The organism is Sphingobacterium sp. PCS056 (assembly GCF_023273895.1).
In the GTDB taxonomy this organism is placed as follows: Bacteria; Bacteroidota; Bacteroidia; order Sphingobacteriales; family Sphingobacteriaceae; genus Sphingobacterium.
Genome location: NZ_CP096883.1, coordinates 1,105,284 through 1,130,290 on the forward strand (window position 1 = coordinate 1,105,284; position 25,007 = coordinate 1,130,290).

A 25,007-nucleotide genomic window follows, 5' to 3' on the forward strand; every position below is an offset into this window, starting at 1 on the left:
ATCTGCTTTTTTATTAAAATCAATTTGATGATTAATCTTTAAATGCATTCCAACCTTGAGCGGTGATAGGATAAACTTTTCCAGATTTAGCAATCATTTGGCATCCTTCGCTCGGTTGTGTAATATGACCAATAATCGTAATATCCATAGATCCTTTTATTTTATCATAATCGGATTGTGGTATGGTAAATAACAATTCATAATCTTCACCTCCATTGAGTGCACAGACTGTTGGATCAAGTCCAAATTCTCGCGCTGTTTCGTAAGTCATCGAATCCAACGGTATTTTTTCTTCATACAATTTGCAACCTTTGTCCGAAGCCTCACAAATATGGATAATCTCGGAAGCTAAGCCATCCGATACATCGATCATCGCATTGGGCTTTACTCCAATCTCAGCAAGTAACTCAACAATATCTCTTCTAGCCTCAGGTTTCAGTTGACGTTCTACGATATAATCTTTGCCTTCCAAGTCAGGCTGTATATTAGGGTTCTCTAGGAAGATATTTTTTTCGCGCTCTAATAACTGCAGCCCTACATAAGCACCGCCCAGATCGCCTGAAACGCAGAGTAAATCTCCTTCTTGTGCTCCTGATCGATAAGCGATCTGATCTTCATCAGCAAAACCAATACTCGTTACAGAAATGACTAATCCTTGTACTGATGCAGAAGTATCTCCTCCGATCAGATCGACATTGTATTTTTTACAAGCAATCAATGCGCCCTGATAAATTTCTTCTACAGCTTCTAATGGGAATTTTGAAGATAGACCTATTGAAAATGTAATCTGTGAAGCCTTTCCATTCATGGCATAGATATCACTCAAATTGACTTGAACAGCTTTATAGCCTAAATGCTTTAAGGGTACATACCGTAAATCAAAATGGATCCCTTCCAATAGGAGATCTGTTGATATTAAAGTTTTCTTATTCGAAAAATCCAAAACAGCAGCATCATCTCCAATTCCTTTAACCGTACTTGGTTCATTGATCTCGACAGCTTTAGTTAAATAAGAAATCAAACCAAACTCACCCAATTCACCTAAATTTGTTCTCTCTGTATTATCAAATTCTAACATATCTGTCTTTTATTATAGTATTATAATCCCAATTGAGCTGATATTTCCAACATCCGCTCAATAGGGCGTTGTGCACGAGCAATCACGGATTCATCTAATGTGATTTCGGGGCTTTCATATTTTAAACAATTATAAAGCTTCTCCAGTGTATTTAACTTCATATGCGGACAATCGTTACAAGCGCAGGCGTTATTAGGAGGCGCAGGAATGAACGTTTTGGCTGGGCTAGCCTTTTGCATCTGATGGATAATTCCAGACTCTGTGGCGACGATATAGGTGTTAGCAGGATCATTGATTGTAAACTTCAACATGCCCGAGGTAGAACCTACATAATCGGCAGTCGCTAAAATATGATCTTCGCATTCTGGATGTGCTATGAATTTGGCTTCCGGATGCTCTGCTCTCAATCGATCTATTTTATCTTGAGAAAATATTTCATGTACCATACATGCTCCATTCCACAAAACAAGATCTCGACCTGTTTTCTTTTTGACATAGGCCCCAAGATTACGATCTGGACCAAAAATGATTTTTTGATCTAAAGGAAGGCTCTCTACAATTTCTACGGCATTACTGGAAGTACATACAATATCTGAAAGTGCTTTCAATTCAGCTGTACAGTTGACGTAAGTAATGACCAGATGATCGGGATACTGTTCTTTAAATTTAGCGAACAGATGCGGCGGACACGAATCGGATAATGAACATCCAGCTTTTGCATCGGGCAGCAATACTTTTTTTGTTGGAGAAAGTATCTTCGCTGTTTCAGCCATAAAATGTACACCGGCAAAAACAATCACATCGGCATCAGTTTTTGCAGCCTCTTGTGATAGACCAAGACTGTCGCCAATGTAATCAGCAATATCCTGTATCTCTGCTTCCTGATAATAATGTGCTAATATAACGGCGTTTTTTTCTTTTTTGAGACGCTTGATCTCTTGTATTAGATCTAAGCTAGGATCAATGGGAGCATCAATATACCCCTTAGCCTCCATATCGTAATTTACTAAATCCATTAATTCTTCTTCTTAATTTGATTTACACTACAAAATTAAGAATACTTATTCAATAAATCTTTGTATTCAAAAATGATGTTTATAAATCCGATCGTAACTTACTGATAGTTAAAAATAGTATATTCATATTCAGCTAATTAACACACTTATCAACATTTCAATAAGCCCATATTTTACTCTATGTTAATAAGTTCCAATTTTTGGTCTAAAACAACTCTATAAATATTTGATTATTAATCAATTAACATAGTTACCAACATTTCGTAAAAGGTGAAATTTAATACTGTTTAAAGCTGTTAAAACAAGCTATTAATAGTCGACGACAGTTAAATATTTAAGACAGTTATCCACATCATTTAAAATATCGAATTGTAAAGGCGTCAAATTTGAATTTAAAGGCTCTTAGAATTGAATATTTGGAAATTATAGTTTATGATTTTCAAATAATGAAGTATAAATCGTTGTTAACAACAGATCCGCACCTATAGAAAGTAGCGAGGATATCAAAGAGTAAGTGATCAGGGGCTATAAATTTTAATTTTTAAAAATTATATATCCAAATCAATAGCACAAAGCTAAACTATTTTGATGCGATACAAATAAATTATTCGAAAAGTTATGCACAAAACTTTCAAATATTTAAATGTAAGCGACTTAAATTTTGATATAAACGCCCTATAAAGTCTTTAAAAATTTAAAAAATGAACAAAAGTTAGAAAACAGTATTCTAATCGAACTTAAATTTAAAATTTTAAAGCTTGAAGTAAATTATGAAGGATTGATAAATTAAAAAATATAAACCAAAAGTTTGATTTCAACAAGGATAAAAGAGGCTTGAAATGAATGTTGAAAATGGTAACCAGGAGAGTATGCTTGATTTAAAAAATGATTTAAGCTGTCTAAGAATCTCATTACTGAAAAATGGAAATTCAAAAATTCATTTATCGCACTCTAATGGCTTCAAAAATGAATATTAAGGGCATTGACAATTCAATAAATCTAATATTTTTATAAAAAAAAACAGCTATTCAATTGTAAAGAGGTTTATTTTAACAGATTGATTCTATTAAAATCATATCCGAAAAATTCAATTTTTTAAATAAACTGGATTAGAATGGGCTAAAAAAATTTGAAAATAAATTTTCGAAAATAATGCATTTTCAAACGCTTTATTTTCAAAAATTGACGTCTGAGTAAAACATAGAAAAAAGCATTTAAAAATTAAAGACTTCAACATCATAATATTTGAAATTGAAATTTTAAAAAAGCTAAATATCGCATTCTAAACGCGTCAAATAGCGATATAAGCTGTTTACAGCTGTATTATTTCTTGTAAAAAATTCAAAATTTTAATTTATCGCATTCTAAAAGGGTTTAAAGTAATATTTGTCAAAAATAAAGCCTCTGAGAATTGAATATTTGATTTTTGTTTCAATACTCAACCAACAATCAAATTCTCATAGCCTCAAATTCAACTTGACAAAACTAAACAAAGAAAATCAAACGTATTCCACATTCTCTTTTTTTAATAAATAATAATCTTTTTTATATAAAAAGGTCTTATTGTTTATTAGTGTGTGGAAAATGGGGATAAAACAGTGAATTTTTATTTTGATATGAAGATTTTATAAAGTTATTAACAATTTATTCACATTAAATTCATTTTAAACGTCTGATTTTTAATACTGTGATTTTTCACTGATTTTATTTTCAATAAAAAAATGTGAATTGTTTGTGTGTTAATTTATGTTGATAAAGGGACGATTTTGTGCTAATAACTTTTAGAAATTTTGTTAGAAATAGGAGATATCAACATTAAAAAAAAAGTTATCATTTTTATTTAACCTTTTATTTACACGTTTTCCACATTTTTTGTTAATTTGAATAGTCAAAATGTGCTGGTCACATGCTAATTTTATTTTATGTCAGAAAGAAAGGTAGATTTCCTTGTAATTGGGTCTGGAATCGCGGGTTTAAGTTTTGCTTTAAAAGCGGCCGATCATGGTAAAGTATTGATTGTCACGAAGTCCAACGAGGATGAATCAAATACAAAATATGCGCAAGGAGGAGTAGCGGCAGTTGTGGATAAGTCTGATAGCTTTGAACAGCATATTGTTGATACTCAGATAGCTGGAGATGGATTATGTGATGTTGAAATTGTGGAAAACGTAGTTCGCGAAGCTCCGGAGCGTATCAATGAATTGATTTCCTATGGAACATCATTTGATAAATCCGATGCCGGAGTTTATGATCTGGCAAAGGAGGGAGGGCACTCAGCTCATCGTATTTTGCATTATAAAGATATTACTGGATATGAGATAGAGCGATCTTTATTGCAGAAAATTCATGAGCATCCAAATATTGAAATGCTAACCCATTATTTTGCTATCGACCTGATCACACAACATCATTTGGGCGAATTTGTAGATAAACAAAGAGAAGATATCAAATGTTATGGGATCTATGCCTTCAACACCAATACGCACCAAGTCGATAAGATATTAAGCAAAATTACGGTGATGGCGTCGGGTGGTGCTGGACATATTTATGCGAGTACGACTAATCCAACCATAGCAACAGGCGATGGAATTGCCATGGTATATCGAGCAAAAGGGAAGGTGCGAAATATGGAATTTATGCAGTTTCATCCTACATCTTTATATAATCCAAGTGACTCACCTGCCTTTTTGGTTTCGGAAGCTGTTCGTGGTTTTGGTGGCATTTTAAGGCGTGTGAATGGTGAAGATTTTATGAAAGAATATGATGAGCGAGCATCACTAGCACCGCGGGATATAGTGGCACGAGCGATCGATTCGGAGATGAAAAAATCGGGTATTGACTACGTTTATCTGGATATTACGCATCGAGAAAAGGCTGATATTATCAAGCATTTTCCAAATATTTACGAAAAATGTCTATCAATTGGTCTGGATATGAGTAAAGATTTTATTCCCGTCACACCTGCTGCTCACTATTTATGTGGTGGTATATATGTGGATGACTATGGTAGGAGCAGCATTAGCAATCTGTATGCTTGTGGTGAATGTTCGTCTACAGGTCTACATGGTGCAAATCGCTTAGCATCCAATTCACTCCTAGAAGCTTTGGTATATGCACATCGTATTTATTTGGATTCGTCCAAATCGGTATCCGACGCGGAGTATGCGGTGGGTGTACCAGAGTGGGATGATTCAAAAGCAAAGCTGTCTAATGAAGATATTTTGGTTACACATAACTTGAGAGAATGTCAAAAAGTGATGAGTGATTATGTGGGAATTGTGCGTTCGGATTTCAGATTAGAACGGGCACTCAATCGATTGCATTTATTGTATGGTGAGACAGAAGATTTTTATAGACATACGAAATTGTCGGTTAAATTATGTGAATTGAGGAATGTGATACAGGTCGCTTTTATTGTTACCAAGTCTGCCTTACTGCGAAAAGAAAGTAGGGGACTTCATTTTACTACTGACTATCCGCATCATGCAGATACATTAAAAGATACTATATTTTAGAAAGATTATGGCCTGTATATTACCAGTTAAGGGAATAAGTCCCAAGTATAAAGATAATTGCTTCATCGCGCCCAATTGTACGATTGTTGGTGATGTGGAATTAGGTGAACATTGTTCGGTATGGTTTAATGCGGTGATCAGAGGTGATGTCAATTTTATTCGTATTGGTGATTATACCAATATACAGGATGGAGTTGTTATACATTGTACTTATCAAAAGGCTGGTACCACGATAGGTAGTTATGTCAATATTGGCCATCAAGCCATGGTACATGGCTGTATCGTACATGATCATGTACTGATCGGTATGGGGGCAATTGTAATGGATAATGCCGTAGTGGAGAGTCACGTAATTATTGCCGCTGGTGCAGTTGTTTTGGAAAATACAGTATGCGAATCTGGTTACTTGTATGCGGGGGTACCTGCTAAAAAAATAAAAGCGATAACTGAAGAACAAAGGTCGATGTTACAACAGTTACCGCATAATTACGTTTTGTATAGTTCCTGGTTTGACTAATTCATATCATTCAGTTCTTGTAAACTGAATGATTCGTTTTGTTCCCAGTTTGCTCGTATAGTAAAGGTTTTGTTGAGATAAACAAGGGGTTCTGGTTGGGTCAATTTATACACTTCTCCAGGATCCCAGATACCATTTTTATTATCATCACGAATGACTCTTATCGTATATTTTCCTCCGGGAAACTCTTTGTAACCTAATTTTCCGGTGGCATTATTTAATATATCTCGTCGATATACTTTCTCCTTCTTTTCATCTATGAGTTCCACAATGTATTGTTTTGTGCTATCTATGGATGTAAAAGTAAACGTGATGTCACCATAATTATCGCTATCATCATAGGTGAGGGATAGCTTATGTTCCTTATTTTTTTCGCCAAAATAACCTTGCATAGCACCTTCTTCCAATACGATCTGATAGTTCTTTTGCTTCCTCCAATTGTATCGAATATGATAAAGGTTGGCTACTGTACTATCCAATTGAAGTTGAAAATTAGTCTTTGCTATGCTGTCTTCCGTTAACTTAATTTTACTCTTGTCAATGGTTTTAATAGGTGTAAGCGATGACAATGTTAGGTGTTTGACACGGTCTACTTTTCCTGTTGAAGGCGATGTAATGGGTACAATTGACCGATCTAATTTGAGGTTGGTTTTCTTTATTAATATGGTATCAAGTACTGAATTGTTTTCTGATAGTACAAATTTAAGCGAATCTTTCTCTAGATTATTGATGTAAATATAAGCCGAATCTTGCATATTCGAATATTTTACAATCTTAGTTTTATCATTTTCATCATCGTTCAGTAGCGTCAGTTCGGGCTGTTTGATGCCTCTATTAAATGCTAAATGTATGCGCCCTGTATTCTCAATTTTTTTATCGAGTACTCTAAATTTTGTAGGAGTTCCTTTGGATATTTGAAGATTGATATTGGTCAGGTCTTTGTCCAGTACGATCGAATCCTTTAAAAATCCAATTAATTCATCTGGATTATTGTAGATCCGGTCATTATTGGTTTCTTTTAAAGCATAGATCCGGTACGTGTTTGCCCTTAGATTACTGATTTTAAAATTACCTACAGTATCTGTTTGCGCAAAAATATTAGCTTTCTTTTTGCCAAAGATAGAATCTTGGCTTATTGGTATCAATAATACCCTGACTTCTTTTTCTTTCTCCTTAGTCAAGGCATTGGTTACATTTCCGGATATCGACAATGAATCAATTTGATCTCCTGTAGCAAATACATAACTGTAATTGATAATCGGATTGCTGGCATTATAATCGACCAGGCCTTTACCAAAATTGATGGTATAGGTGGTGTTTTGCTCTAGCGAATCTGGCAATGTAATTTCTAGTATTTTCTTCTTTACTTTAAATTGGGGAGGCCTATCCATATCTGGAGAAATACTGATTTCCTTCTGCTGATTATTCAATTTGATATACTCATCCAAAGTGATGCTTATTTTTCTCTCTTTGAAATTTTTAGAGAAATTGGCTGGAGATTCATTGAGCACCACAGGTGCTATTGAATCTTTTGGTCCCCCTGTTGGCTGTTTTATGCTGGCACATTGCACTGTGAGCAAAATCAGACTAGAAAACAAGCTTAAAAGCATTAACCTTGTTATTAAGGTGCTTTTAACGCTTTTTAAGCTTATTTTATTTATTTTTGAATGTAGACTCATAAATGAAATAATAATACTTTATATCGCTTTATTTTACATTGTTAATATTTTAATATCAACTATCTGGTATTCAGTTTGTTAAGACATGTGTACCATTAAAACACTGATATCAGATGGTGATACACCTGATATTCTGGAAGCTTGACCTAGCGTCCTTGGTTTTACCTGTGCTAATTTTTGTCTCGCTTCTATCGATAGTGAAACTAAAGACGAATAATCAAAATCTGGATTGATTTCACGATCCTCCATTTTCTTCATGCGGTTAACAATCTCCATTTCTTTCTCAAAGTAGCTTTCATATTTGACTTTAATTTCGGCTTGCTCTATGGTCTCTTTGTCAAATTGGTTTAAGTACGACCCAAAATCTACATCACCTTTTGCAAGATCATTTATATTGATTTGTGGTCTTCCCAATAGGTTGACAAGTTTCGTTTTTTGAGAAATCAGGCTTGATCCTACTTCCTCCAGTATCGGATTCATTTTATCTACTGTAGTTGAATTTTGTTTTAGATACTGAATAATGTTATCTGAGTTTTTGATTTTCTCGTTCACTTTGTTCAGTCGGTCGTCACCTACTAGTCCAAGTTTGTGTGCTATTGGTGTAAGTCTTATATCAGCGTTGTCTTGTCTCAGTAGTAAGCGGTGCTCTGCACGTGAAGTAAACATACGGTAAGGTTCATCAGTTCCTTTCGTCACTAAGTCATCAATAAGTACGCCGATGTACGATTCAGATCTTTTTAATATTAATTCTTTATCATCATTGATTCGTTGATGTGCATTGATACCTGCTATGAATCCTTGTGCTGCTGCTTCTTCATATCCAGTGGTACCATTGATCTGCCCTGCAAAAAAGAGATGCTTCACAATAAGAGTTTCCAACGTTAGATCGAGTTGCATCGGTGGAAAGAAATCATACTCGATGGCATACCCCGGTCTGTACATTTTTGCATTTTCAAATCCTGGAATTAGTCTTAGCGCTTTTTGCTGTACATCTTCTGGCAACGAAGTAGAGAAACCATTTACGTAAATCTCGACAGTATTCCATCCCTCTGGTTCGACAAAGATCTGGTGTCTTTCGCGTTCTGCAAATCGGTTGATCTTATCTTCTATGGATGGACAGTAACGTGGGCCTAAACCTTTAATTCTTCCTGTAAACATCGGCGACCTTTCGAATCCAGTCTTCAACATTTCATGTACTTTGTCATTGGTATAGGTGATCCAGCAACAACGTTGCTCTGTTGGTAAGGGTACATCAGTATAGGAAAATTTACCCCTATTATCATCACCCCATTGTTCTTCCATGAGCGCATAATTGAGACTGCGTCCATCGATTCTTGGAGGTGTACCGGTCTTCATTCTTCCCGACTCAAATCCTAATGATACCAATTGTTCAGTCAAACCTGTAGCAGCCTTCTCTCCTGTTCTACCGCCACCGAATTTCTTTTCACCAATATGGATCACGCCATTTAGGAATGTACCATTTGTTAGCACGACTGCATCAGCTTCTATTTCTATACCCAACGAAGTAATGACGCCACACGCTTTACCATTTTTCACGATGACTTCTTTTACGGTATCTTGCCACATATCTAATGTAGGCAGTGCTTCCAATTGAAGTCTCCATTCTTCAGCAAAACGCATACGGTCATTTTGTGTTCTTGGGCTCCACATCGCTGGACCTTTTGATAGGTTCAACATTCTAAATTGGATAGTTGACTTATCTGCAATGATACCTGTATATCCACCCATCGCATCGATCTCTCTTACGATTTGTCCTTTTGCTACTCCACCTATTGCAGGGTTACAACTCATTTGAGCAATAACGCCCATATTCATGGTGATGAGAAGTACAGATGAACCTAAGTTTGCTGCTGCGGCAGCGGCCTCGCAGCCAGCATGACCAGCACCTACTACGACAACGTTATATTTTTTAAACATCTTATTTTATTTCAAAGTTCCACGTGAAACGTGAGAATCGACTATTCTATTTTTTTATTTTATTCCTATACGTTTCACGTGAAACGTATAGGAACTGTATTACATTAAATCTGCAAGATGCATCCATCTTTCTGATTTTGCATCTATATTATTCTGTATATTTTCTATTTCTGTTGCTATGTTAGAAAGTTCTACATGGTCTACAGTTTCCAGTAACAACTTATTCTTTGCTACTAGCACGGCTTCTAGCTCTTGTATTTCTTTCTCTAATTTATCGTACTCCAATTGCTCTTTATAAGATAGCTTTTTCTTCTCCTCTTTTACTATTTCTTTCTTTTGAACTGGAATATCTTTTTTCTGCTTTTGATCTTTTAGTAATTGATCTTGTTCAATTTTGTAATCTGCGTAGTTACCATTGTAGATGTCAATTTTCCCCTCGCCTTCAAAGATGAACAATTGCTCTGTTAATTTGTCTAAGAGATACCTATCGTGAGATACTAAAATAAGTACTCCACTATAGTTCATCAGAAAATCTTCCAGTACATTTAAGGTGTCGATATCAAGATCATTAGAAGGCTCATCCAGTATAAGAAAGTTTGGGTTCAACATCAAGACACGCATCAGTTGTAAACGCTTACGTTCACCCCCACTTAGTTTATTGACAAAACCAAATTGCTTTTCGGGTGGAAATAAAAAATGCGTTAATAATTGTGAAGCAGTGATGACTTCACCATTGGCCATCTTAATATATTCGGCCACGTTTTTAACGACGTCTAATACACGATCGCCTTCATTGACTTCCAGACCTCCCTGTTTGTAATAACCATACACCGTAGTTTCTCCTACTGAAATATGACCACTAGTCGCATTTTCAATTTGTGTTATTAGATTTAGAAAAGTAGATTTACCAGTACCATTTTTTCCTGCCAAACCAATACGATCTCCTTTTTTGAAAACATATGAAAAATCACTGATGATTACTTTATCTCCATAGTTTTTAGAGATATGTTCCAATTCTAAAATTTTTGATCCTTGTCTGCTGATCTTCATACTCAACTGAACAGAATCATTTGCCTTCTGGGCTTTTGATTTATCTTCAAGTTCGTAATATGCATCTATCCTTGATTTGGATTTTGTACCACGTGCTTGTGGTTGTCTTCTCATCCATTCCAATTCGCGACGTAAGAGATTTCTACTGCGCTCAACCATCACGGCATCGATGGCTTCACGGTCGGACTTCTTTTCTAAGAAATAAGAATAATTACCTTTATAAGTAAACAGCTTGCCCCTATCCAACTCTCTAATTTCAGTACAGATATTATCCAAAAAGTATCTATCGTGTGTCACCAATAGCACTGTTTTATTTCCTGTTGTCAACAGTTTTTCTAACCATTCGATCGTTTCGATATCTAGATGATTGGTAGGCTCATCTAGAATATATACATCTGGCTCATCGATTAAAAGCTTAGCAAGTGCAAGTCGTTTACGTTGACCCCCTGAAAGACTTTTGATATCTTGATGAAAATCGACAATGTTAAGTCTATTTAAAATAGTCTTGATATTATATTCGTATTCCCAAGCATTTAATGTTGTGATCTTCTCTGTAAGTTCTTCCAGTTTATTCTGATCGATTTCAGGCATAGCCAAAAGCTCTTCGTAATCTCTGATCAGTCGTTGTTCTTCGTTGTCTGTGGAATAAATAAAATCGTTAATAGAAGTCAGTCCATCGTACTTTGGATCTTGATCCAAAAAACCGATTTTAATTCCTTTTTCTTTAACAACTTTTCCGGAGGTAGGTTCTAATTTGCCACCTAATATGGAGAGAAGGGTTGATTTTCCTGTTCCGTTGATACCTACTAAGGCTACTCTATCCCCTTTTAGAAGTCCAAAATGTAAATCTTTAAAAAGCCATCTGTCATGAAATGAATGACTTACTTGTTCAGTTGCTAATATACTCACGTTAATTTCCTAATTTTCTTTGTTCAATAATTTTGCATAAAAAATCTATATATCTGATTATCAGTATATTGACTTTAAAATATAAGCATACAGATACCTCTGTATGAAAAAAAGTTATATATATCCTCCAATATTCAAAAATATGAAGGGGTAATAAATTATATGCAATAGTTAGCTTTATTGCTAACGTTATTATTTTATAAAGAGTAAATGATAAAACATCATTTAATTAAGAATTTTGGTACGTTGATCTCCTAACAACTGTATGCCCTGACTATCCTGATATTGATTATCTATTGAAAAATAGGTAATGCAGAATACAGGCATTTATCAATTTGATTATATTATCAGGGATCAAATCGATAAATGTACCATGCAAAAGTAAGTAATTTCCGCCTTTTTGTATGTAATCTTATGAGAAGATGTATAGAAGATGAAATGCAGGTGATATTGACCTAGTTCAATACATAGTTTGCGATCAAGTTGAATCTTGGTATATCCACCTTAAAGGTAGTTTCGTCTATCAATTTAACCATGTTATAATGTCCTTCCATATAACCCATTTCACTTTTTAAATTGCAACCAGATGTATACTGATGCATTTGTCCAGGTTCGATAATGGGTTGCTCACCAACAATACCATCTCCGTACACTTCATTGTGATCTCCGATTGAATCGAAAATATTCCAATAGCGACTTATGAGCTGGATACTGTAATCACTTAAGTTTTCTATACTTATTTGATAAGCAAACATAAAATGATCTCTTTCTGGATTTGAATATTCTGGTTGAAAAATGCATTCTACCGAAATCTTTATTCCTTCTGTAATTTGAGTCGTCATATGAGTAATTTCTGCTTTGCAACTAAGTTACTAATAATGAGATTAAATACTCAAGAAATAAGAAGGTTTTACATTAAATTGAAAAACCATATGTGATATGGTCGACATTTTAGTAGGTTTGTAAATATGGAAAAAGGTACGTTATTTTTAATTCCAGTTCCACTTAGTGAACAAGCTTCGGCCAAATCATACACTTCTTATTTAGTGGAAACGATCAATAGCTTGGATGAATATATTGTGGAGAATGAAAAAACTGCACGTAAGTTTTTAAAACAGGCAGGCTTGAAAATCCCTCAGCAGGATTTGATTATATATGACTATGGTAAGCATGCTAGAGAAAAAGGAAATATTAAGGATTTCTTCAAAGGTTTATTAGCAGGTAAAAATGTTGGATTGATGTCTGAGGCCGGTTGTCCCGGCGTTGCTGACCCTGGTGCTGATATCGTAGCAGAAGCCCACCGGATCGGTGTCAAGGTTGTACCTTTGGTAGGACCAAGTTCTATTTTGCTGGCTTTAATGTCTTCTGGGTTTAGTGGACAAAAATTTGCTTTTCAAGGTTACTTACCGATCGATAAGGCTGATCGTACCAAAAGAATAAAAGAATTGGAGATCCAGGCATCAAAAGAAAATCAGACCCAAATTTTTATTGAAACTCCATTTCGAAATAATCAGCTATTGGCTGAACTTTTGAAAACATGTAAGGGACAGACAAAACTGTGCATCGCATGCGATCTAACAGATGAACATGAATTTATTAAAACAATGACGGTAGAACAGTGGAAAAAGAGGACGGATGATTTCCATAAAAGACCTGCTATATTTTTAATGTATTCATGAGGTTCTCCCCTACCCTATTGAGATTTAAATCACCTTATTCATAATAAAGTTGCTTAAAAAGGCTTTTAAGGATATTTCATAAGGTAAGTAAGTACTTATTTACCTCTTATTTTTTAGCATCAGTATGCTGCATCCGTGGTGGCTTTGTCTGCTGCTGATAAAATTGATGATGTGTAGTTGACTAAATTGAGATTGGTTATTTAGTATATATTATTGATTATAAGTGTTATAGTTGTTTATATATTAATATGAGTTTTAGTATTGACTACAAAAGGTACTATATATCAGCCAAGTCATCATACGATCGGTTATGTGCTATGCCCCACCCTGTTTGAATGATGTTGGATGATTTTACCTTACTAACAAATTATCAGAAATGATGATCTGTAATTTTTAAGAATTGCTAAAAAAATAAAATTAAAGTGATAGAACTGGCGGGTGATCATTAATCCACAGATAAAGAAACTAAAAGATTTGGTATATTTACTGCATCACGAGAACTAGCATAGATGAATCAAGAAGAATTACAAGAACAGCTCTTGAAAGAATTTTCAAAACCTGAAGTTATGTATACTGCAATTGCGGTTTTGGTCGTTCATATTGTTATTTGGTTATTTTTTGCCAATACGATGCGAAAAACATTAAAACTGATAGCAACCGAGAACCAGTGTATAAAACCTAACCAAGTATTTGGTGTGGCCATTCCTTTGTTTAATATCTATTGGAATTTTGAAGTTGCGAGACGTTTACGAGATTCTTTAATCAATGAATTTTTCGATCGTAAGATTGCCATTGACGAAGCGCCCACTTATAAAAAAGGATCGCTCTACGGATGGGTTTATTTAGTGAAAAATTTACCTTTACCGGCCTTTATTTCAGTTATTGCAGTAGTTTTTCAATTTGTTACTTTGATCAATTATTGGGTGGAAATCAACAATTATAAACGTATATTAGAGCAACATAATACTTTTAGATCACAAGAAGAATTAGAGAAAGAGCATGAAGATTAAGGAGGTTACGGCTTATCTGGAACAGATAGCTCCATTAGATTTGCAGGAGTCCTATGACAACTCAGGGTTGATCGTGGGAGATCCGGATCAAGATATTTCAAAAATATTAATTTCTTTGGATTGCACTGAAGCTGTTGTTGCTGATGCAATTGCAAAAGGATGTAATTTAATTATTTCTCATCACCCTATTGTCTTTAAGGGCCTGAAAAGATTTAATGGAAATAATTATGTGGAGCGCACCGTTATTAAAGCAATTCAACACGATATTGCGCTGTATGCGATTCATACCAATTTGGATAATGTCACAGGAGGAGTTAACACGAAGATTGCTTCTTTGCTATCGCTTCAAAATCAAGCTATTTTGGAGCCAAAATCCGATCTTTTGTATAAATTGGTGGTGTATGTTCCGAGAAGCCATGTTGAATTGGTGAGAGAGGCGCTTTTTGAAGCAGGTGCAGGTCAGGTCGGGGCTAAATATGATCAATGCAGTTTCAATACGGCTGGTTACGGTACATTTAGACCTCAAGAAGATGCACAGCCTGCAATTGGTGAAATAGGTCTTCAGGAGCGTGTTGAGGAGACGCGTATTGAGGTTGTCTATACCAAGGCTATCGAAAGAAAAGTATTATTGGCCATGTACGAAGCTCATCCTTATGAAGAGGTCGCCTATGATACGATAAAATTGGAAAATAAAAATCAAGAAGTCGGAGCTGGTGTTATTGGAAATTTAGAAAATCCGTTATCAGAGCTGGACTTTTTGGCTTACTTAAAAAATAAATTAAATCTTAATGTTATTAGACATACCGCTTTACAGGGTAAGGCTGTATCGCGGGTTGCTGTTTGCGGGGGTGCTGGTGGTTTTTTGCTACCTGCTGCTAAACGATCAGGAGCTGATTTTTTTGTAACTGCAGACTATAAATATCATGAGTTTTTTGATGCAGAAAATAAAATTGTGATTGCCGATATTGGTCATTATGAAAGCGAACAATTTACGCAAGAATTATTGTTCGATATAATTACAGAAAAATTTCCTAACTTTGCAGTCCTAATAACAGAAGTAGATACAAATCCTATAAAACACTATTGTTGATGGAACAAACCGTAGAACAAAAATTGAAAGCATTATGGTTATTACAGGCCATACATACTAAAGTAGATAAAATTCGCCAAATAAGAGGTGAATTACCTATCGAGGTTGCAGATCTTGAAGATGAAATTGCGGGCTTAGAAACACGTATCGAAAAGATCAGAACAGACTTAGATGAGTTAGAAGATTCGATCGTTAAGCGTAAAAACATGATTAAAGACGCTCAATTGGCTATCAAAAAATATGAAAGCCAACTGAACGAAGTAAAGAATAATCGTGAATATGATGCTATTTCGAAAGAAATTGAAATTCAAGGATTAGAAATCCAAGTTTGTGAGAAAAGAATCAAAGAATTCGAATTCGAGATTCGTAATAAAACAGAAAACTACGATACTACAGTATCTAATTTAGATTATAGTAAAAGTGAGTTAGAAGGTAAAAAGAAAGAATTGGAAACAATTACTTCTGAAACTCAAAAAGACGAAGATGATTTGTTAGCTAAAGCTGAAAAAGCAGAAGAAAACATTGATGAGCGTTTAAATAAAGTATATTACCGTTTACGTAATTCATTTAAAAATGGTCTAGCAGTTGTTTCTATCGACCGTGATAGCTGTTCGGGCTGTCATAATAAGATTCCTGCTCAATTGCAATCAGAAATTCGTCAACGCAAAAAAATCATTATCTGTGAACACTGTGGACGTGTTTTAGTAGATGAAGGTGTTGTTTTGGAAATAGAACAAGATTACGGGTTTTAATAGCCCATACATATCGATATTGAAGCCCCTTTTGAAAAATTGGGGCTTTTCTTATTGCAACTTATTTGATATAAATAGTTTGTGTGTATAAAATGATAAATTATTGATTATTTTTGTAACACAATAAAAACCCTATTTTATTATTCAATATATGTTAAAACCTAAACTTAGATTTTTAGGATTAGTAATAGCTTTATCGGGTGCTTTTGCAGTAGAAGCCCAAGAAACTTTATTATTAAGAAGTCCTAGTGTGAGTGCCGATCATGTTGCATTTGTATATGGCGGCGATATTTGGATTTCGGATAAATCTGGAGCCAATCCAAGAAGACTAACCACAAACCCAGGAGTTGAACAAAATCCGATTTTCTCACCGGATGGCAAACAGATCGCTTTTACTGGAAATTATGATGGTAATACCGACGTCTATGTTCTCCCTATTCAGGGTGGTGAACCTAAACGAATTACTTTTCATCCTTCGTCCGATGTATTGAGAGGTTGGTTAAATAACAACGAAGTGTATTATACCACTACACGTGAGTATAACTATGCGCTAAGTCCACGTTTATATTCGTCATCGACTACAGGATTGACATTGGACAAAGCGCTGCCCATGCCCGAAGCCTATCAAGGTAGTCCATCAAAAGATGGCCGCTATTGGGCTTATATCAAAAACACTGATCCTACTGAGCGTGATCGTGTCGCTTTTAAGCGTTATAGAGGCGGTGGTATGCCTTCAATTTGGATATTTGATACCAAGACTAATCAAATCGAAACCATCCCTGGAGAACGCTGTAATGACGTGAAACCTGTTTGGTTAGGAGACCAAGTTTATTTCCTATCTGACCGAGATAAAATTGTCAATATCTTTTCTTACGATGTAAAATCTAAGAAAGTGAATAAATTGACCAACTTTACCGATTATGATGTCAGAACTTTAGCTGGAAATGGTTCCGAATTGACTTTCGAACAGGCAGGAAAAATCCATATTTTTAATATCAAGGCGCAATCGTCAACTGCTTTACAGATTCATGTAAGTAGTGATGCTCTTTATAAAAGACCGCATTATGATAATATGCGCGATGATGTCCGCAATTTCACGATTTCTCCGACAGGTCAGCGTGCGCTTATTGAAGCGCGTGGCGAGATTTTTTCCGTACCCAAAGAAAAAGGTGAGGCGCGCAATATTTCAAATTCTCCAGGCGTGCATGACCGTTTCCCAAGCTGGTCTCCCAATGGTAAGTGGATTTCTTATATTTCAAGCGAGAAAGGAAAATATGTACTCCAATTACGGGATCAATTAGGAAAAGATGAACCATTGATCTATAACTTGGGTGAAACAAATTTTTATTTTGAACCTACTTGGTCACCAGATTCTAAAAAACTTTTTTATAATGATTCACATCTGAATCTATTCTACATCGATATCGATACGAAGAAAATAGTGCTGGTGGACGCTGATAAAGAAAGTGCACAGACAGGTCGTGTTTTCAATCATTTTCAACCAAGCTGGTCTCCAGACTCAAAATGGATTTCTTATATAAAAACACTTCCAAATGCTGTTCCGGCGATGTTTTTGTATAATATAGATACCAAAAAGAGTACACAGATTACGGATGGAATGAGTGCCATTAGATCGACTTCGTTCAGCAGAGACGGCAAGTATCTATTCTTTACAGCTAGTACCAATGTTGGATTGACCAATTCGGGCCTGCATATGTCAGCAACAGAACGTCGTGCTAACTATGAAGCATATGCCTTTATTCTATCGAGTAAAACACCTTCTATTTTCAAAAATGAAAGTGATGAAGAGACGATAAAAGATGATCAAACTGAAGGCGACAAGCCTAAGGAAGTGGAAAAGTCTGATAAGAAGAAGAAAGACGTCAATAAAGATACTAAGAAAGAAGATACTAGTAAAGAACCTGCTAAACCGGTCGTACAGCCGACAGTAATAGATTTTGATCGTATCAATAACCGTATTGTTGCTCTCCCACTTGGAGATGGTATATACGGTATCAACGGATCTGTTGCCAATCAATTGACTTATGTGAAGAACGGGACACTCTATGCCTATGATTTTACAGAGTTGAAAGAGAAAGATCTTGTTGCTGGTATCCGTGCGTATGCGATCAGTGCCGATGGCAAGAAAATGATTATTCAGACAAGTGCAGGTATCAGTATTGTAACTGCTGGTCAGAAAGTCGCTACTCCAACAACGGGTGTATTAAAACTAGATAATATCAAGCAGTTAGTAGATCCAGTTGCCGAGTGGAAACAGATCTTTGATGAGGTATGGGCGATGCAGAAAGACTATTTCTACGTTGAAAATATGCATGGAGCAGATTGGAATGCGATTAAAACAAAGTACGAAAAGTTCTTACCGTATGTAAGCCATCGCTCTGATCTGGGATATTTACTGAACGAGATGATGGGTGAAATGGTGGTTGGACATAATTATATTTATCCAGGTGATCAACCTTCTGGTCCTTCGGTAAGTGTAGGGGTACTGGGTGCTGATTATAAGATTGAAAATGGATTTTATAAAATTGATAAGATCTTTACACGCTTAGATTGGAACCCATCGTTTAAAGCGCCTTTGTCAGAACCAGGGTTAAACATTACACCTGGCATGTATTTAGTAGCTGTCAATGGTATAGCTGTGACTGCAGATATGGACTTGTATAGTTTATTTGACAATACTGTTGGAAAGCAGCTGAGCATTAAAGTCAATTCAAAGCCTAGTTTGGTTGGTGCTAAAGAATATGTCGTTAAGCCAATATCATTCTCTGATGAGATGAGCTTGAGAAGTGCTGAGTGGATGGAGCGCAATAGAAAACGTGTTGAAGACTTGAGTAAAGGACAGATTGCTTACATCTATATGCCTAATACCGGTGGTGAAGGATATACTGCTTTTAACCGTTACTATTTCTCTCAAATGGACAAAAAGGCGGTTCTGATTGATGAGCGCAATAATGGTGGTGGTTGGGTTGCCGATTACGTGATCGATTTATTATCCCGTGATTTAATAGCCGGATGGGGAATACGGGACGGAAAGGGATTCAATACTCCAGGTAATGGTATCTATGGGCCGAAAGCCATGATCATCAATGAAAATGCAGGCTCTGGTGGTGATATGATGCCGTATATGTTCCGTCATAAAGGTTTAGGAAAATTAGTAGGTCGTACTACTATGGGAATCTTAGTGGGTATCAGTGGTTATCCTCCTTTATTGGATGGCGGCAGAATTACTTCTCCAAACTTTGGTGTATATGATCTAAAAGGGAATTATATTATTGAAAACGAGGGTGTTGCTCCTGATATTTTTGTTGAGCAAACACCAAAGGACCTCATAGAAGGTCGTGATCCTCAGTTGGAAAAAACTGTTCAAATCTTGTTGGAAGAAATGAAAACTTATCCATACAAGAATTTGAAAAAACCAGCAGATCCGATTCGTGTCAATTAATCTTTGATAACAGTAGATATAGAAGCCAGTTTCATCATTCATGAAACTGGCTTCTTTTTTATATACGGTGATCGTAAAGAAATGCTTTTAAAACCAATCGCTTTTGGAAGAATTTGAGGTAATAAAATTTAAATATGATATCTTTATGAAATAAATTATTTGCGATACATGGAAGAATTAGGGATAAAAATAAAGCCAGGTAAGTCATTATTTAGGCTATTGTTATACATGATAGTTTTGGGTACAAGTATTCAGTTGGTATTAATGGGCTTGGTACTTTTGGTTATGAAGATCATGAATCCCGATAGCCCACTCAGTTTTTCGTTTTTTCAAGAAAATACAGCTGCACTTAAGGGGATACTGCTGATGAGTAGTATTTTTACATTTATTGTACCGGCATGGACGTTATATCGCTCAGAATCAAGAGTAAATCGTTATTTTGAGCGGACGGGAAATATTTCGTTAGTACAGTATCTGCTCGTCTTTGCATCTATGTTATGCTTTATTCCGATGATGTCTTTAATTGCGCATTGGAATGAATCTATGCAACTGCCAGATAGCCTACAGGGCATACAGCAGTGGATGAGGTCTAGTGAGGACAGTGCCGCTGTCATGACTAAGCAGATCGTAGAAGAATCTACCTGGTTGGGGTTATTCATCAATCTGATCATCTTGGCTGTCGTACCTGCGATAGGTGAAGAAATGGTATTTAGAGGTTGTCTTCAACATATATTTGGGCGGTGGATAACGAATAAACATGTGGTCATATGGTTGGTGGCTATTCTATTTAGTGCATTTCATCTGCAGTTCTTCGGATTCTTTCCAAGATTGCTACTTGGTGCTTTTTTTGGGTATCTTTATATCTGGAGTAAAAACATATATTTACCGATTTTCGGACATTTTATTAATAACGCAAGTGCCACGATAACAGCGTTCTATTATACAAGAAAGGGAATCTCTTTTGAACAAATGAATGCTTTTGAGCAAGAACCATTTTGGGTTTATCTTGCAAGCTTAATATTTACTGTTATTTTTGTGGTATTATATTATCGTTCAACTAAAAAAATACCACATGGAGCAAGATTGGAAGAAGATTAAAGTCTATACAAATGCAATAGAAGCTGAAATCGTCAAACAAATGTTAGAAGAAAGCGGTATCCCAGCTATCGTATTGAATAAGCAAGATTCCTCTTATCTGGTATTTGGTAAGATTGAACTGTACGTCAACCAACAAGACGAAGAGCAAGCCATCATGCTGATTGATTCCACGATAGAAAAAGAAGATTAAGATGAAAACTAGAGCTATTACAGGTTTTTTCTTTATCGTGGTTATGGTTGGTGCGATGCTTTTAGGTGCTGAAGTTTTTCTGGGCTTCTTTACCTTATTGAGTGCTTGGTGTTTGTTTGAGTTCTATGGCATCGTGAGTTCCGAAGACCGGAAACCGAACAAGTTTCTAGGTATATTGACGTCATCAACACTGTTTATAACGACTGCATGCTATAGTTTAGGGTGGCTAGAAGCAAAATTTATATTGTTGTTCATTCCATCACTTTTAGCGATATATATTCATGCACTTTACCAAAAAAGGGACTTTCCTTTTAATGATATTGGCTTTACGATTTTAGGAATTCTGTATGTTGGATTTCCCTTCTATTGTTTTACAAGATTAGGTTATATTTCTGGTGATTTTAACCACTTTTTGCCTTTGGGGTTTATGATTCTACTCTGGACCAGTGATACCGGAGCTTATTTGGCAGGTAGGTCTTTGGGAAAGCATAAACTATTTGAACGCATTTCGCCTAAGAAAACGTGGGAAGGATTTTTTGGTGGCATTCTATTAGCCGTGTTAGTCTCCCTGTGTTTAGGGCATTTTTTTGAAACAATACCGCAATGGCAATGGATAGTTACTGCGATTATCATTGGCGTATTTGGCACATTGGGTGATTTGGTTGAGTCCATGCTTAAGAGAAGCTTAAATGTGAAGGATTCAGGAAATATCTTACCTGGTCACGGTGGTTTTTTAGATCGATTTGATGGATTATTAATAGCTGGACCTTTGGTTTATTTATTTTTGTATTTGGTCAATTAGGATTATATATTTATGGCACATATCAATCAAAATACTTTTACGTTTTTAAAAGATTTACAAAATAACAATACACGAGAGTGGTTTGCGGAAGAAAAGGACCGCTATGAGGCAGCTTTAGCTGATGTCCGTTTATTTGTGGCAGATTTGATTATCGAATTATCCAAATTTGATCCTCATATCACAACCGATATTCAGGCCAATAAATGTTTGTTTCGTATCTACCGTGATACCCGTTTTTCAAAAGATAAAACCCCATATAAGAATTGGTTTGGAGCAGGGATTTCCAAAGATGGCCGTAAATTAGATGGTCCAGAGTATTATATTCATATATCACCGGAAAATTCATTTATCGCTTGTGGTTATTGGCGTCCAGAAAAGAAACATCTAGATGCTATTCGTCAAGAAATAGATTATAATGGAGACAAATTTAACCGTATTGTTGCCGAATTAAAAGAGTTAGGCGGTCTGGAATTAGAAACTGAAGATAAACTCAAACGCCCTCCTGCGGGATATGATGCCGATCATACTGCGATTGAGTTTTTAAAATTAAAAAGCTTCGTTAGTCATAAGAGCTTAACCAATAGTGATTTGACGGATAAAAAAGCCTTAGAAAATATCATCGATTCGTACAAAATCATGCTTCCGTTGAAGCAGTATCTGCATGAGGCGATCGACAATGATTAGTCTTATTGTGGAAGACTAATTTTACCCATACAGACAGCAGGTGAGTCTTTTATTTGACTCACATTGTCTGCGTTGCCGACTAATGTTTCATTGGCTAAAAGGGCAAATAAGACGGCTTCTTTAGCATCAGGATCAATGCCGAGATCAGCAAATGAGCTTACCAGATGCTGCGGTAATCCAGCTTTTATTTTATCAATTAATAAAGGATTGTGCAAACCTCCGCCACTGACATAGATATGTACTTGATTGAGGTGCTGCGATTGTTTGTGGATAGCAGTGACAATACATGTTGCCGTAAATTGATTTAATGTCGCCATGATATCCTCAGGACTGATGTCTAGACAATCGGATTTCATTTGACAGCTTTTCAAATAATCTAAATTAAATAATTCGGGACCAGTGGTTTTAGGGAATTCATCTTGCAAAAACGGTTCTTTAAGAAGTTCATGAAGTAAAGGTTCAATGACTTTGCCTTTTTTTGCAATCGCTGCATCTTTATCCATTTCGATATGAAACGATTCTTTTGCAAATTGATTCATCATAGTATTTCCTGGTCCAATGTCCGTTGCAAAGGCTTTTTGATCACTACCTTGATTTGGAATAAACGTATAATTTGCGATTCCTCCAATATTTAATAAAAAACGATTTTCTACAGGGTGCGAAAAAAGTAAGTAGTCACCGTAGGCTGCTAAAGGAGCTCCTTCCCCACCGGCAGCAATATGTTTTTGTCTAAAATCAGAAATGGTAATTATGCCTGTTTTGACCGCAATATGATCCCCATCTCCGATCTGAAGTGTGCTATTGGGCATGGATGTATCTTTTGTGAGGCTTTGTGGGGCATGGTAGACCGTCTGTCCATGGCTCGCAATACAGTCAATATCTTCTTTGGATATTCCCCACTTTTGGAGAGCCTGATTGATCAGTGCTGCATGGACATGTCCAATATAGGCATTCAGACCACTTAACAGCTGCTGATCAATAGATCTTTTAGCAAATATACCTCTGATATATGTTCTAAACTCATCGTCGTAATCCATCGTTATAAAATTTTCTAAGCTTACGACGGTAGATTTACCATTATTACTAATTTTACAGAGTGCAATATCGAGCCCATCTAAGGAAGTTCCTGACATAAGACCGATAATGAAACGGCTATCTTTTTTTGCAATTCTGTAAAGTTTTTCAATCATTGAGTTCATAGGTTAAAAGTAGGAACAAAATAGCAGAGAACACACAAGATTTTTGTGATATCAATATATTTTGTAACTTCATGGCGTAATTAAATAGAAGATTAAAAAAAAATAAAATGAATTTTCCAGCTGAATTAAAATACACTAAAGATCACGAATGGATTCGTGTTGAAGGTGATGAGGCCGTTATTGGTATTACTGATTTTGCGCAACGTGAGTTAGGCGATATCGTATTTGTAGACATCAACACAATTGGTGAAGAAGTAGCTGCAAACGAAATTTTTGGAACGATCGAAGCTGTAAAAACTGTTTCCGATTTATTCATTCCAGTTACAGCTACAGTTTTATCTGTTAACGAAGCAATCGATGCTTCACCAGAATTAGTAAACTCAGATCCATATGGAGAAGGTTGGATTATTCGTATTAAATTGAATAATGCAGCTGATGTTGATGCTTTATTAACTGCTGATCAATATAAAGAAGAGATTAACGCGTAATTTTAAAACTTACGTTCAATAAAACCAGGAAAGAGCCGTCTACAAACGGCTCTTTCTTGGTTTTATAGGATTTCTATTTTGCTTGTGACATCTATATCATCTTTTTTGACTTTTGTTTCGATAGTCGCTGCTTTTAGATAATGTGTTTTGGGGTTTAACAGGTATTGTCCTGTCACTGAACCAATGGATTGTCCTTCAGCATTGATCTGACCTTCGGTAGTGATGGAGATACCATCAGCGGAGATGCTTTTAAGGGTATACGTTTGTTCTATTGGACCCAAAGCTTTATTATTGGAGATTGCTTTCCATTGTTCGCCCACCTTCAACTCCTTGCTCGGATATTCAAAAGCTGCTTCCTTCAACATATTCGGGTCAAAGAGATCATTGCCATCAGGAGCATCTTCGACATCTTTTACTTTTCCGTCCAAACTCATGACTGCTATAATTGGATTTTCCAGCATGGTTTTAACTTTTTCATGGATCTGTTTTGAAAACTCGTTAGCATCTGGATTTTTTGAATCATAGTTGATGGTCATCATACCTGCATCCATGGCCATGATCATCTCCGTAAATTTTGTTGAATACGTTATTGTGCTATCTGTGGCTGCCGTATTTGTCGTTAATGATAGCATAGTCGCATCAATCATAGTGCTTTGGGCTCCAGCATTGACATCTATTGTCATGTGCAATTTTTGCGCAATTGGATTATTAAGATCAGGCTTTAGCTTGAGTAATACTTTGTCTTGAGCATTAGAGGTCGTTATCAAGAAGAACGACAAAAATGCAAGTGAGAGTGGTTTGATCATGTAAAATTAGTTAGTATAATAAACCCTAAATTAAAAAAGTCCTT

General features: G+C 35.8%; 20 protein-coding genes. 12 read left to right on the forward strand and 8 right to left on the reverse strand.

Annotation, left to right across the window (positions count from 1 at the left end):
- Nucleotides 1-31: 31 nt before the first annotated feature.
- Both thiL and nadA read right to left on the reverse strand, forming a co-directional pair.
- Nucleotides 32-1,078: a thiamine-phosphate kinase gene (gene thiL / locus MUB18_RS04675; protein WP_045756171.1), complete on the reverse strand. Its 1,047-nt coding sequence runs from the start codon at nucleotides 1,076-1,078 to the stop codon at nucleotides 32-34.
- 20 nt (nucleotides 1,079-1,098) lie between these two features.
- A complete protein-coding gene (nadA, locus tag MUB18_RS04680; protein ID WP_248755119.1) occupies nucleotides 1,099-2,094 on the reverse strand; it encodes a quinolinate synthase NadA in 996 nt (331 codons plus the stop codon).
- 1,922 nt (nucleotides 2,095-4,016) lie between these two features.
- On the opposite strand from nadA, the gene nadB reads away from it, so the two are divergent.
- Both nadB and MUB18_RS04690 read left to right on the forward strand, forming a co-directional pair.
- Nucleotides 4,017-5,609 (forward strand): L-aspartate oxidase, encoded by a 1,593-nt coding sequence (gene nadB, locus MUB18_RS04685; protein WP_045755933.1) that lies wholly within the window; start codon nucleotides 4,017-4,019, stop codon nucleotides 5,607-5,609.
- A 7-nt stretch (nucleotides 5,610-5,616) separates the two neighbouring features.
- Nucleotides 5,617-6,126 carry a gamma carbonic anhydrase family protein gene (locus tag MUB18_RS04690; protein ID WP_045755932.1) on the forward strand — a complete coding sequence of 170 codons (510 nt, stop codon included), beginning with the start codon at nucleotides 5,617-5,619 and terminating at the stop codon, nucleotides 6,124-6,126.
- Here MUB18_RS04690 and MUB18_RS04695 read toward each other — a convergent pair.
- The 4 genes from MUB18_RS04695 to apaG all read right to left on the reverse strand — a co-directional run bounded on the left by MUB18_RS04695 (nucleotide 6,123) and on the right by apaG (nucleotide 12,544).
- Nucleotides 6,123-7,736 carry an Ig-like domain-containing domain gene (locus tag MUB18_RS04695; RefSeq protein WP_248755120.1) on the reverse strand — a complete coding sequence of 538 codons (1,614 nt, stop codon included), beginning with the start codon at nucleotides 7,734-7,736 and terminating at the stop codon, nucleotides 6,123-6,125. The genes MUB18_RS04690 and MUB18_RS04695 overlap by 4 nt on opposite strands.
- A gap of 147 nt (nucleotides 7,737-7,883) precedes the next feature.
- Nucleotides 7,884-9,743, reverse strand: a complete 1,860-nt coding sequence (mnmG, locus tag MUB18_RS04700) for a tRNA uridine-5-carboxymethylaminomethyl(34) synthesis enzyme MnmG (protein ID WP_248755121.1) — start codon at nucleotides 9,741-9,743, stop codon at nucleotides 7,884-7,886.
- 99 nt (nucleotides 9,744-9,842) lie between these two features.
- On the reverse strand, nucleotides 9,843-11,702 hold the full coding sequence (locus MUB18_RS04705; RefSeq protein ID WP_248755122.1) for an ABC-F family ATP-binding cassette domain-containing protein: 1,860 nt from the start codon (nucleotides 11,700-11,702) through the stop codon (nucleotides 9,843-9,845).
- A 455-nt stretch (nucleotides 11,703-12,157) separates the two neighbouring features.
- Nucleotides 12,158-12,544: a Co2+/Mg2+ efflux protein ApaG gene (gene apaG / locus MUB18_RS04710; RefSeq protein ID WP_045754833.1), complete on the reverse strand. Its 387-nt coding sequence runs from the start codon at nucleotides 12,542-12,544 to the stop codon at nucleotides 12,158-12,160.
- Nucleotides 12,545-12,670: 126 nt separating this feature from the next.
- On the opposite strand from apaG, the gene MUB18_RS04715 reads away from it, so the two are divergent.
- The 9 genes from MUB18_RS04715 (at nucleotide 12,671) to MUB18_RS04755 (ending at nucleotide 22,470) form a co-directional block, all read left to right on the forward strand.
- Nucleotides 12,671-13,381, forward strand: coding sequence for an SAM-dependent methyltransferase (locus tag MUB18_RS04715; RefSeq protein ID WP_248755123.1), 711 nt, complete (start codon nucleotides 12,671-12,673; stop codon nucleotides 13,379-13,381).
- 509 nt (nucleotides 13,382-13,890) lie between these two features.
- On the forward strand, nucleotides 13,891-14,391 hold the full coding sequence (locus tag MUB18_RS04720) for a hypothetical protein (RefSeq protein WP_094771815.1): 501 nt from the start codon (nucleotides 13,891-13,893) through the stop codon (nucleotides 14,389-14,391).
- Entirely contained in the window at nucleotides 14,381-15,481 is a 1,101-nt protein-coding gene (locus MUB18_RS04725; protein WP_045754836.1) for a Nif3-like dinuclear metal center hexameric protein, read from the forward strand. Before MUB18_RS04720 ends, MUB18_RS04725 begins: the two co-directional genes overlap by 11 nt.
- The gene (locus tag MUB18_RS04730; protein WP_045754837.1) at nucleotides 15,481-16,233 is read left to right on the forward strand and encodes a zinc ribbon domain-containing protein; all 753 of its coding nucleotides are present in this window, start codon (nucleotides 15,481-15,483) and stop codon (nucleotides 16,231-16,233) included. The genes MUB18_RS04725 and MUB18_RS04730 overlap by 1 nt, the downstream gene beginning before the upstream one ends.
- Before the next feature lie 151 nt (nucleotides 16,234-16,384).
- Nucleotides 16,385-19,696, forward strand: a complete 3,312-nt coding sequence (locus MUB18_RS04735) for a S41 family peptidase (protein WP_248755124.1) — start codon at nucleotides 16,385-16,387, stop codon at nucleotides 19,694-19,696.
- A 237-nt stretch (nucleotides 19,697-19,933) separates the two neighbouring features.
- Nucleotides 19,934-20,794, forward strand: coding sequence for a CPBP family intramembrane glutamic endopeptidase (locus MUB18_RS04740; protein ID WP_248755125.1), 861 nt, complete (start codon nucleotides 19,934-19,936; stop codon nucleotides 20,792-20,794).
- Nucleotides 20,769-20,984: a putative signal transducing protein gene (locus MUB18_RS04745; RefSeq protein ID WP_045754840.1), complete on the forward strand. Its 216-nt coding sequence runs from the start codon at nucleotides 20,769-20,771 to the stop codon at nucleotides 20,982-20,984. Before MUB18_RS04740 ends, MUB18_RS04745 begins: the two co-directional genes overlap by 26 nt.
- A 1-nt stretch (nucleotide 20,985) precedes the next feature.
- Nucleotides 20,986-21,786, forward strand: a complete 801-nt coding sequence (locus tag MUB18_RS04750) for a phosphatidate cytidylyltransferase (RefSeq protein ID WP_045754841.1) — start codon at nucleotides 20,986-20,988, stop codon at nucleotides 21,784-21,786.
- Between the two features lie 12 nt (nucleotides 21,787-21,798).
- Nucleotides 21,799-22,470 (forward strand): DUF2461 domain-containing protein, encoded by a 672-nt coding sequence (locus MUB18_RS04755; protein ID WP_045754842.1) that lies wholly within the window; start codon nucleotides 21,799-21,801, stop codon nucleotides 22,468-22,470.
- A gap of 2 nt (nucleotides 22,471-22,472) precedes the next feature.
- Here the strand turns inward: MUB18_RS04755 and MUB18_RS04760 are convergent, their stop codons facing one another.
- Nucleotides 22,473-23,660, reverse strand: coding sequence for an anhydro-N-acetylmuramic acid kinase (locus MUB18_RS04760; RefSeq protein WP_317233178.1), 1,188 nt, complete (start codon nucleotides 23,658-23,660; stop codon nucleotides 22,473-22,475).
- A 116-nt stretch (nucleotides 23,661-23,776) separates the two neighbouring features.
- Between MUB18_RS04760 and gcvH the strand changes: the two genes are divergently transcribed.
- A complete protein-coding gene (gene gcvH, locus MUB18_RS04765) occupies nucleotides 23,777-24,157 on the forward strand; it encodes a glycine cleavage system protein GcvH (protein WP_045753154.1) in 381 nt (126 codons plus the stop codon).
- Nucleotides 24,158-24,219: 62 nt separating this feature from the next.
- Here gcvH and MUB18_RS04770 read toward each other — a convergent pair whose 3' ends face one another.
- Nucleotides 24,220-24,963: a DUF6263 family protein gene (locus MUB18_RS04770; protein WP_248755127.1), complete on the reverse strand. Its 744-nt coding sequence runs from the start codon at nucleotides 24,961-24,963 to the stop codon at nucleotides 24,220-24,222.
- Nucleotides 24,964-25,007: the final 44 nt, after the last annotated feature.

Coding starts and splice junctions, on each gene's coding strand:
- thiL (WP_045756171.1), bottom strand. CDS start 1,078: ATGTTAGAATTTGATAATACAGAGAGAACAAATTTAGGTGAATTGGGT.
- nadA (WP_248755119.1), bottom strand. CDS start 2,094: ATGGATTTAGTAAATTACGATATGGAGGCTAAGGGGTATATTGATGCT.
- nadB (WP_045755933.1), top strand. CDS start 4,017: ATGTCAGAAAGAAAGGTAGATTTCCTTGTAATTGGGTCTGGAATCGCG.
- MUB18_RS04690 (WP_045755932.1), top strand. CDS start 5,617: ATGGCCTGTATATTACCAGTTAAGGGAATAAGTCCCAAGTATAAAGAT.
- MUB18_RS04695 (WP_248755120.1), bottom strand. CDS start 7,736: ATGCTTTTAAGCTTGTTTTCTAGTCTGATTTTGCTCACAGTGCAATGT.
- mnmG (WP_248755121.1), bottom strand. CDS start 9,743: ATGTTTAAAAAATATAACGTTGTCGTAGTAGGTGCTGGTCATGCTGGC.
- apaG (WP_045754833.1), bottom strand. CDS start 12,544: ATGACGACTCAAATTACAGAAGGAATAAAGATTTCGGTAGAATGCATT.
- MUB18_RS04715 (WP_248755123.1), top strand. CDS start 12,671: ATGGAAAAAGGTACGTTATTTTTAATTCCAGTTCCACTTAGTGAACAA.
- MUB18_RS04720 (WP_094771815.1), top strand. CDS start 13,891: ATGAATCAAGAAGAATTACAAGAACAGCTCTTGAAAGAATTTTCAAAA.
- MUB18_RS04725 (WP_045754836.1), top strand. CDS start 14,381: ATGAAGATTAAGGAGGTTACGGCTTATCTGGAACAGATAGCTCCATTA.
- MUB18_RS04730 (WP_045754837.1), top strand. CDS start 15,481: ATGGAACAAACCGTAGAACAAAAATTGAAAGCATTATGGTTATTACAG.
- MUB18_RS04735 (WP_248755124.1), top strand. CDS start 16,385: ATGTTAAAACCTAAACTTAGATTTTTAGGATTAGTAATAGCTTTATCG.
- MUB18_RS04745 (WP_045754840.1), top strand. CDS start 20,769: ATGGAGCAAGATTGGAAGAAGATTAAAGTCTATACAAATGCAATAGAA.
- MUB18_RS04750 (WP_045754841.1), top strand. CDS start 20,986: ATGAAAACTAGAGCTATTACAGGTTTTTTCTTTATCGTGGTTATGGTT.
- MUB18_RS04755 (WP_045754842.1), top strand. CDS start 21,799: ATGGCACATATCAATCAAAATACTTTTACGTTTTTAAAAGATTTACAA.
- MUB18_RS04760 (WP_317233178.1), bottom strand. CDS start 23,660: ATGATTGAAAAACTTTACAGAATTGCAAAAAAAGATAGCCGTTTCATT.
- gcvH (WP_045753154.1), top strand. CDS start 23,777: ATGAATTTTCCAGCTGAATTAAAATACACTAAAGATCACGAATGGATT.
- MUB18_RS04770 (WP_248755127.1), bottom strand. CDS start 24,963: ATGATCAAACCACTCTCACTTGCATTTTTGTCGTTCTTCTTGATAACG.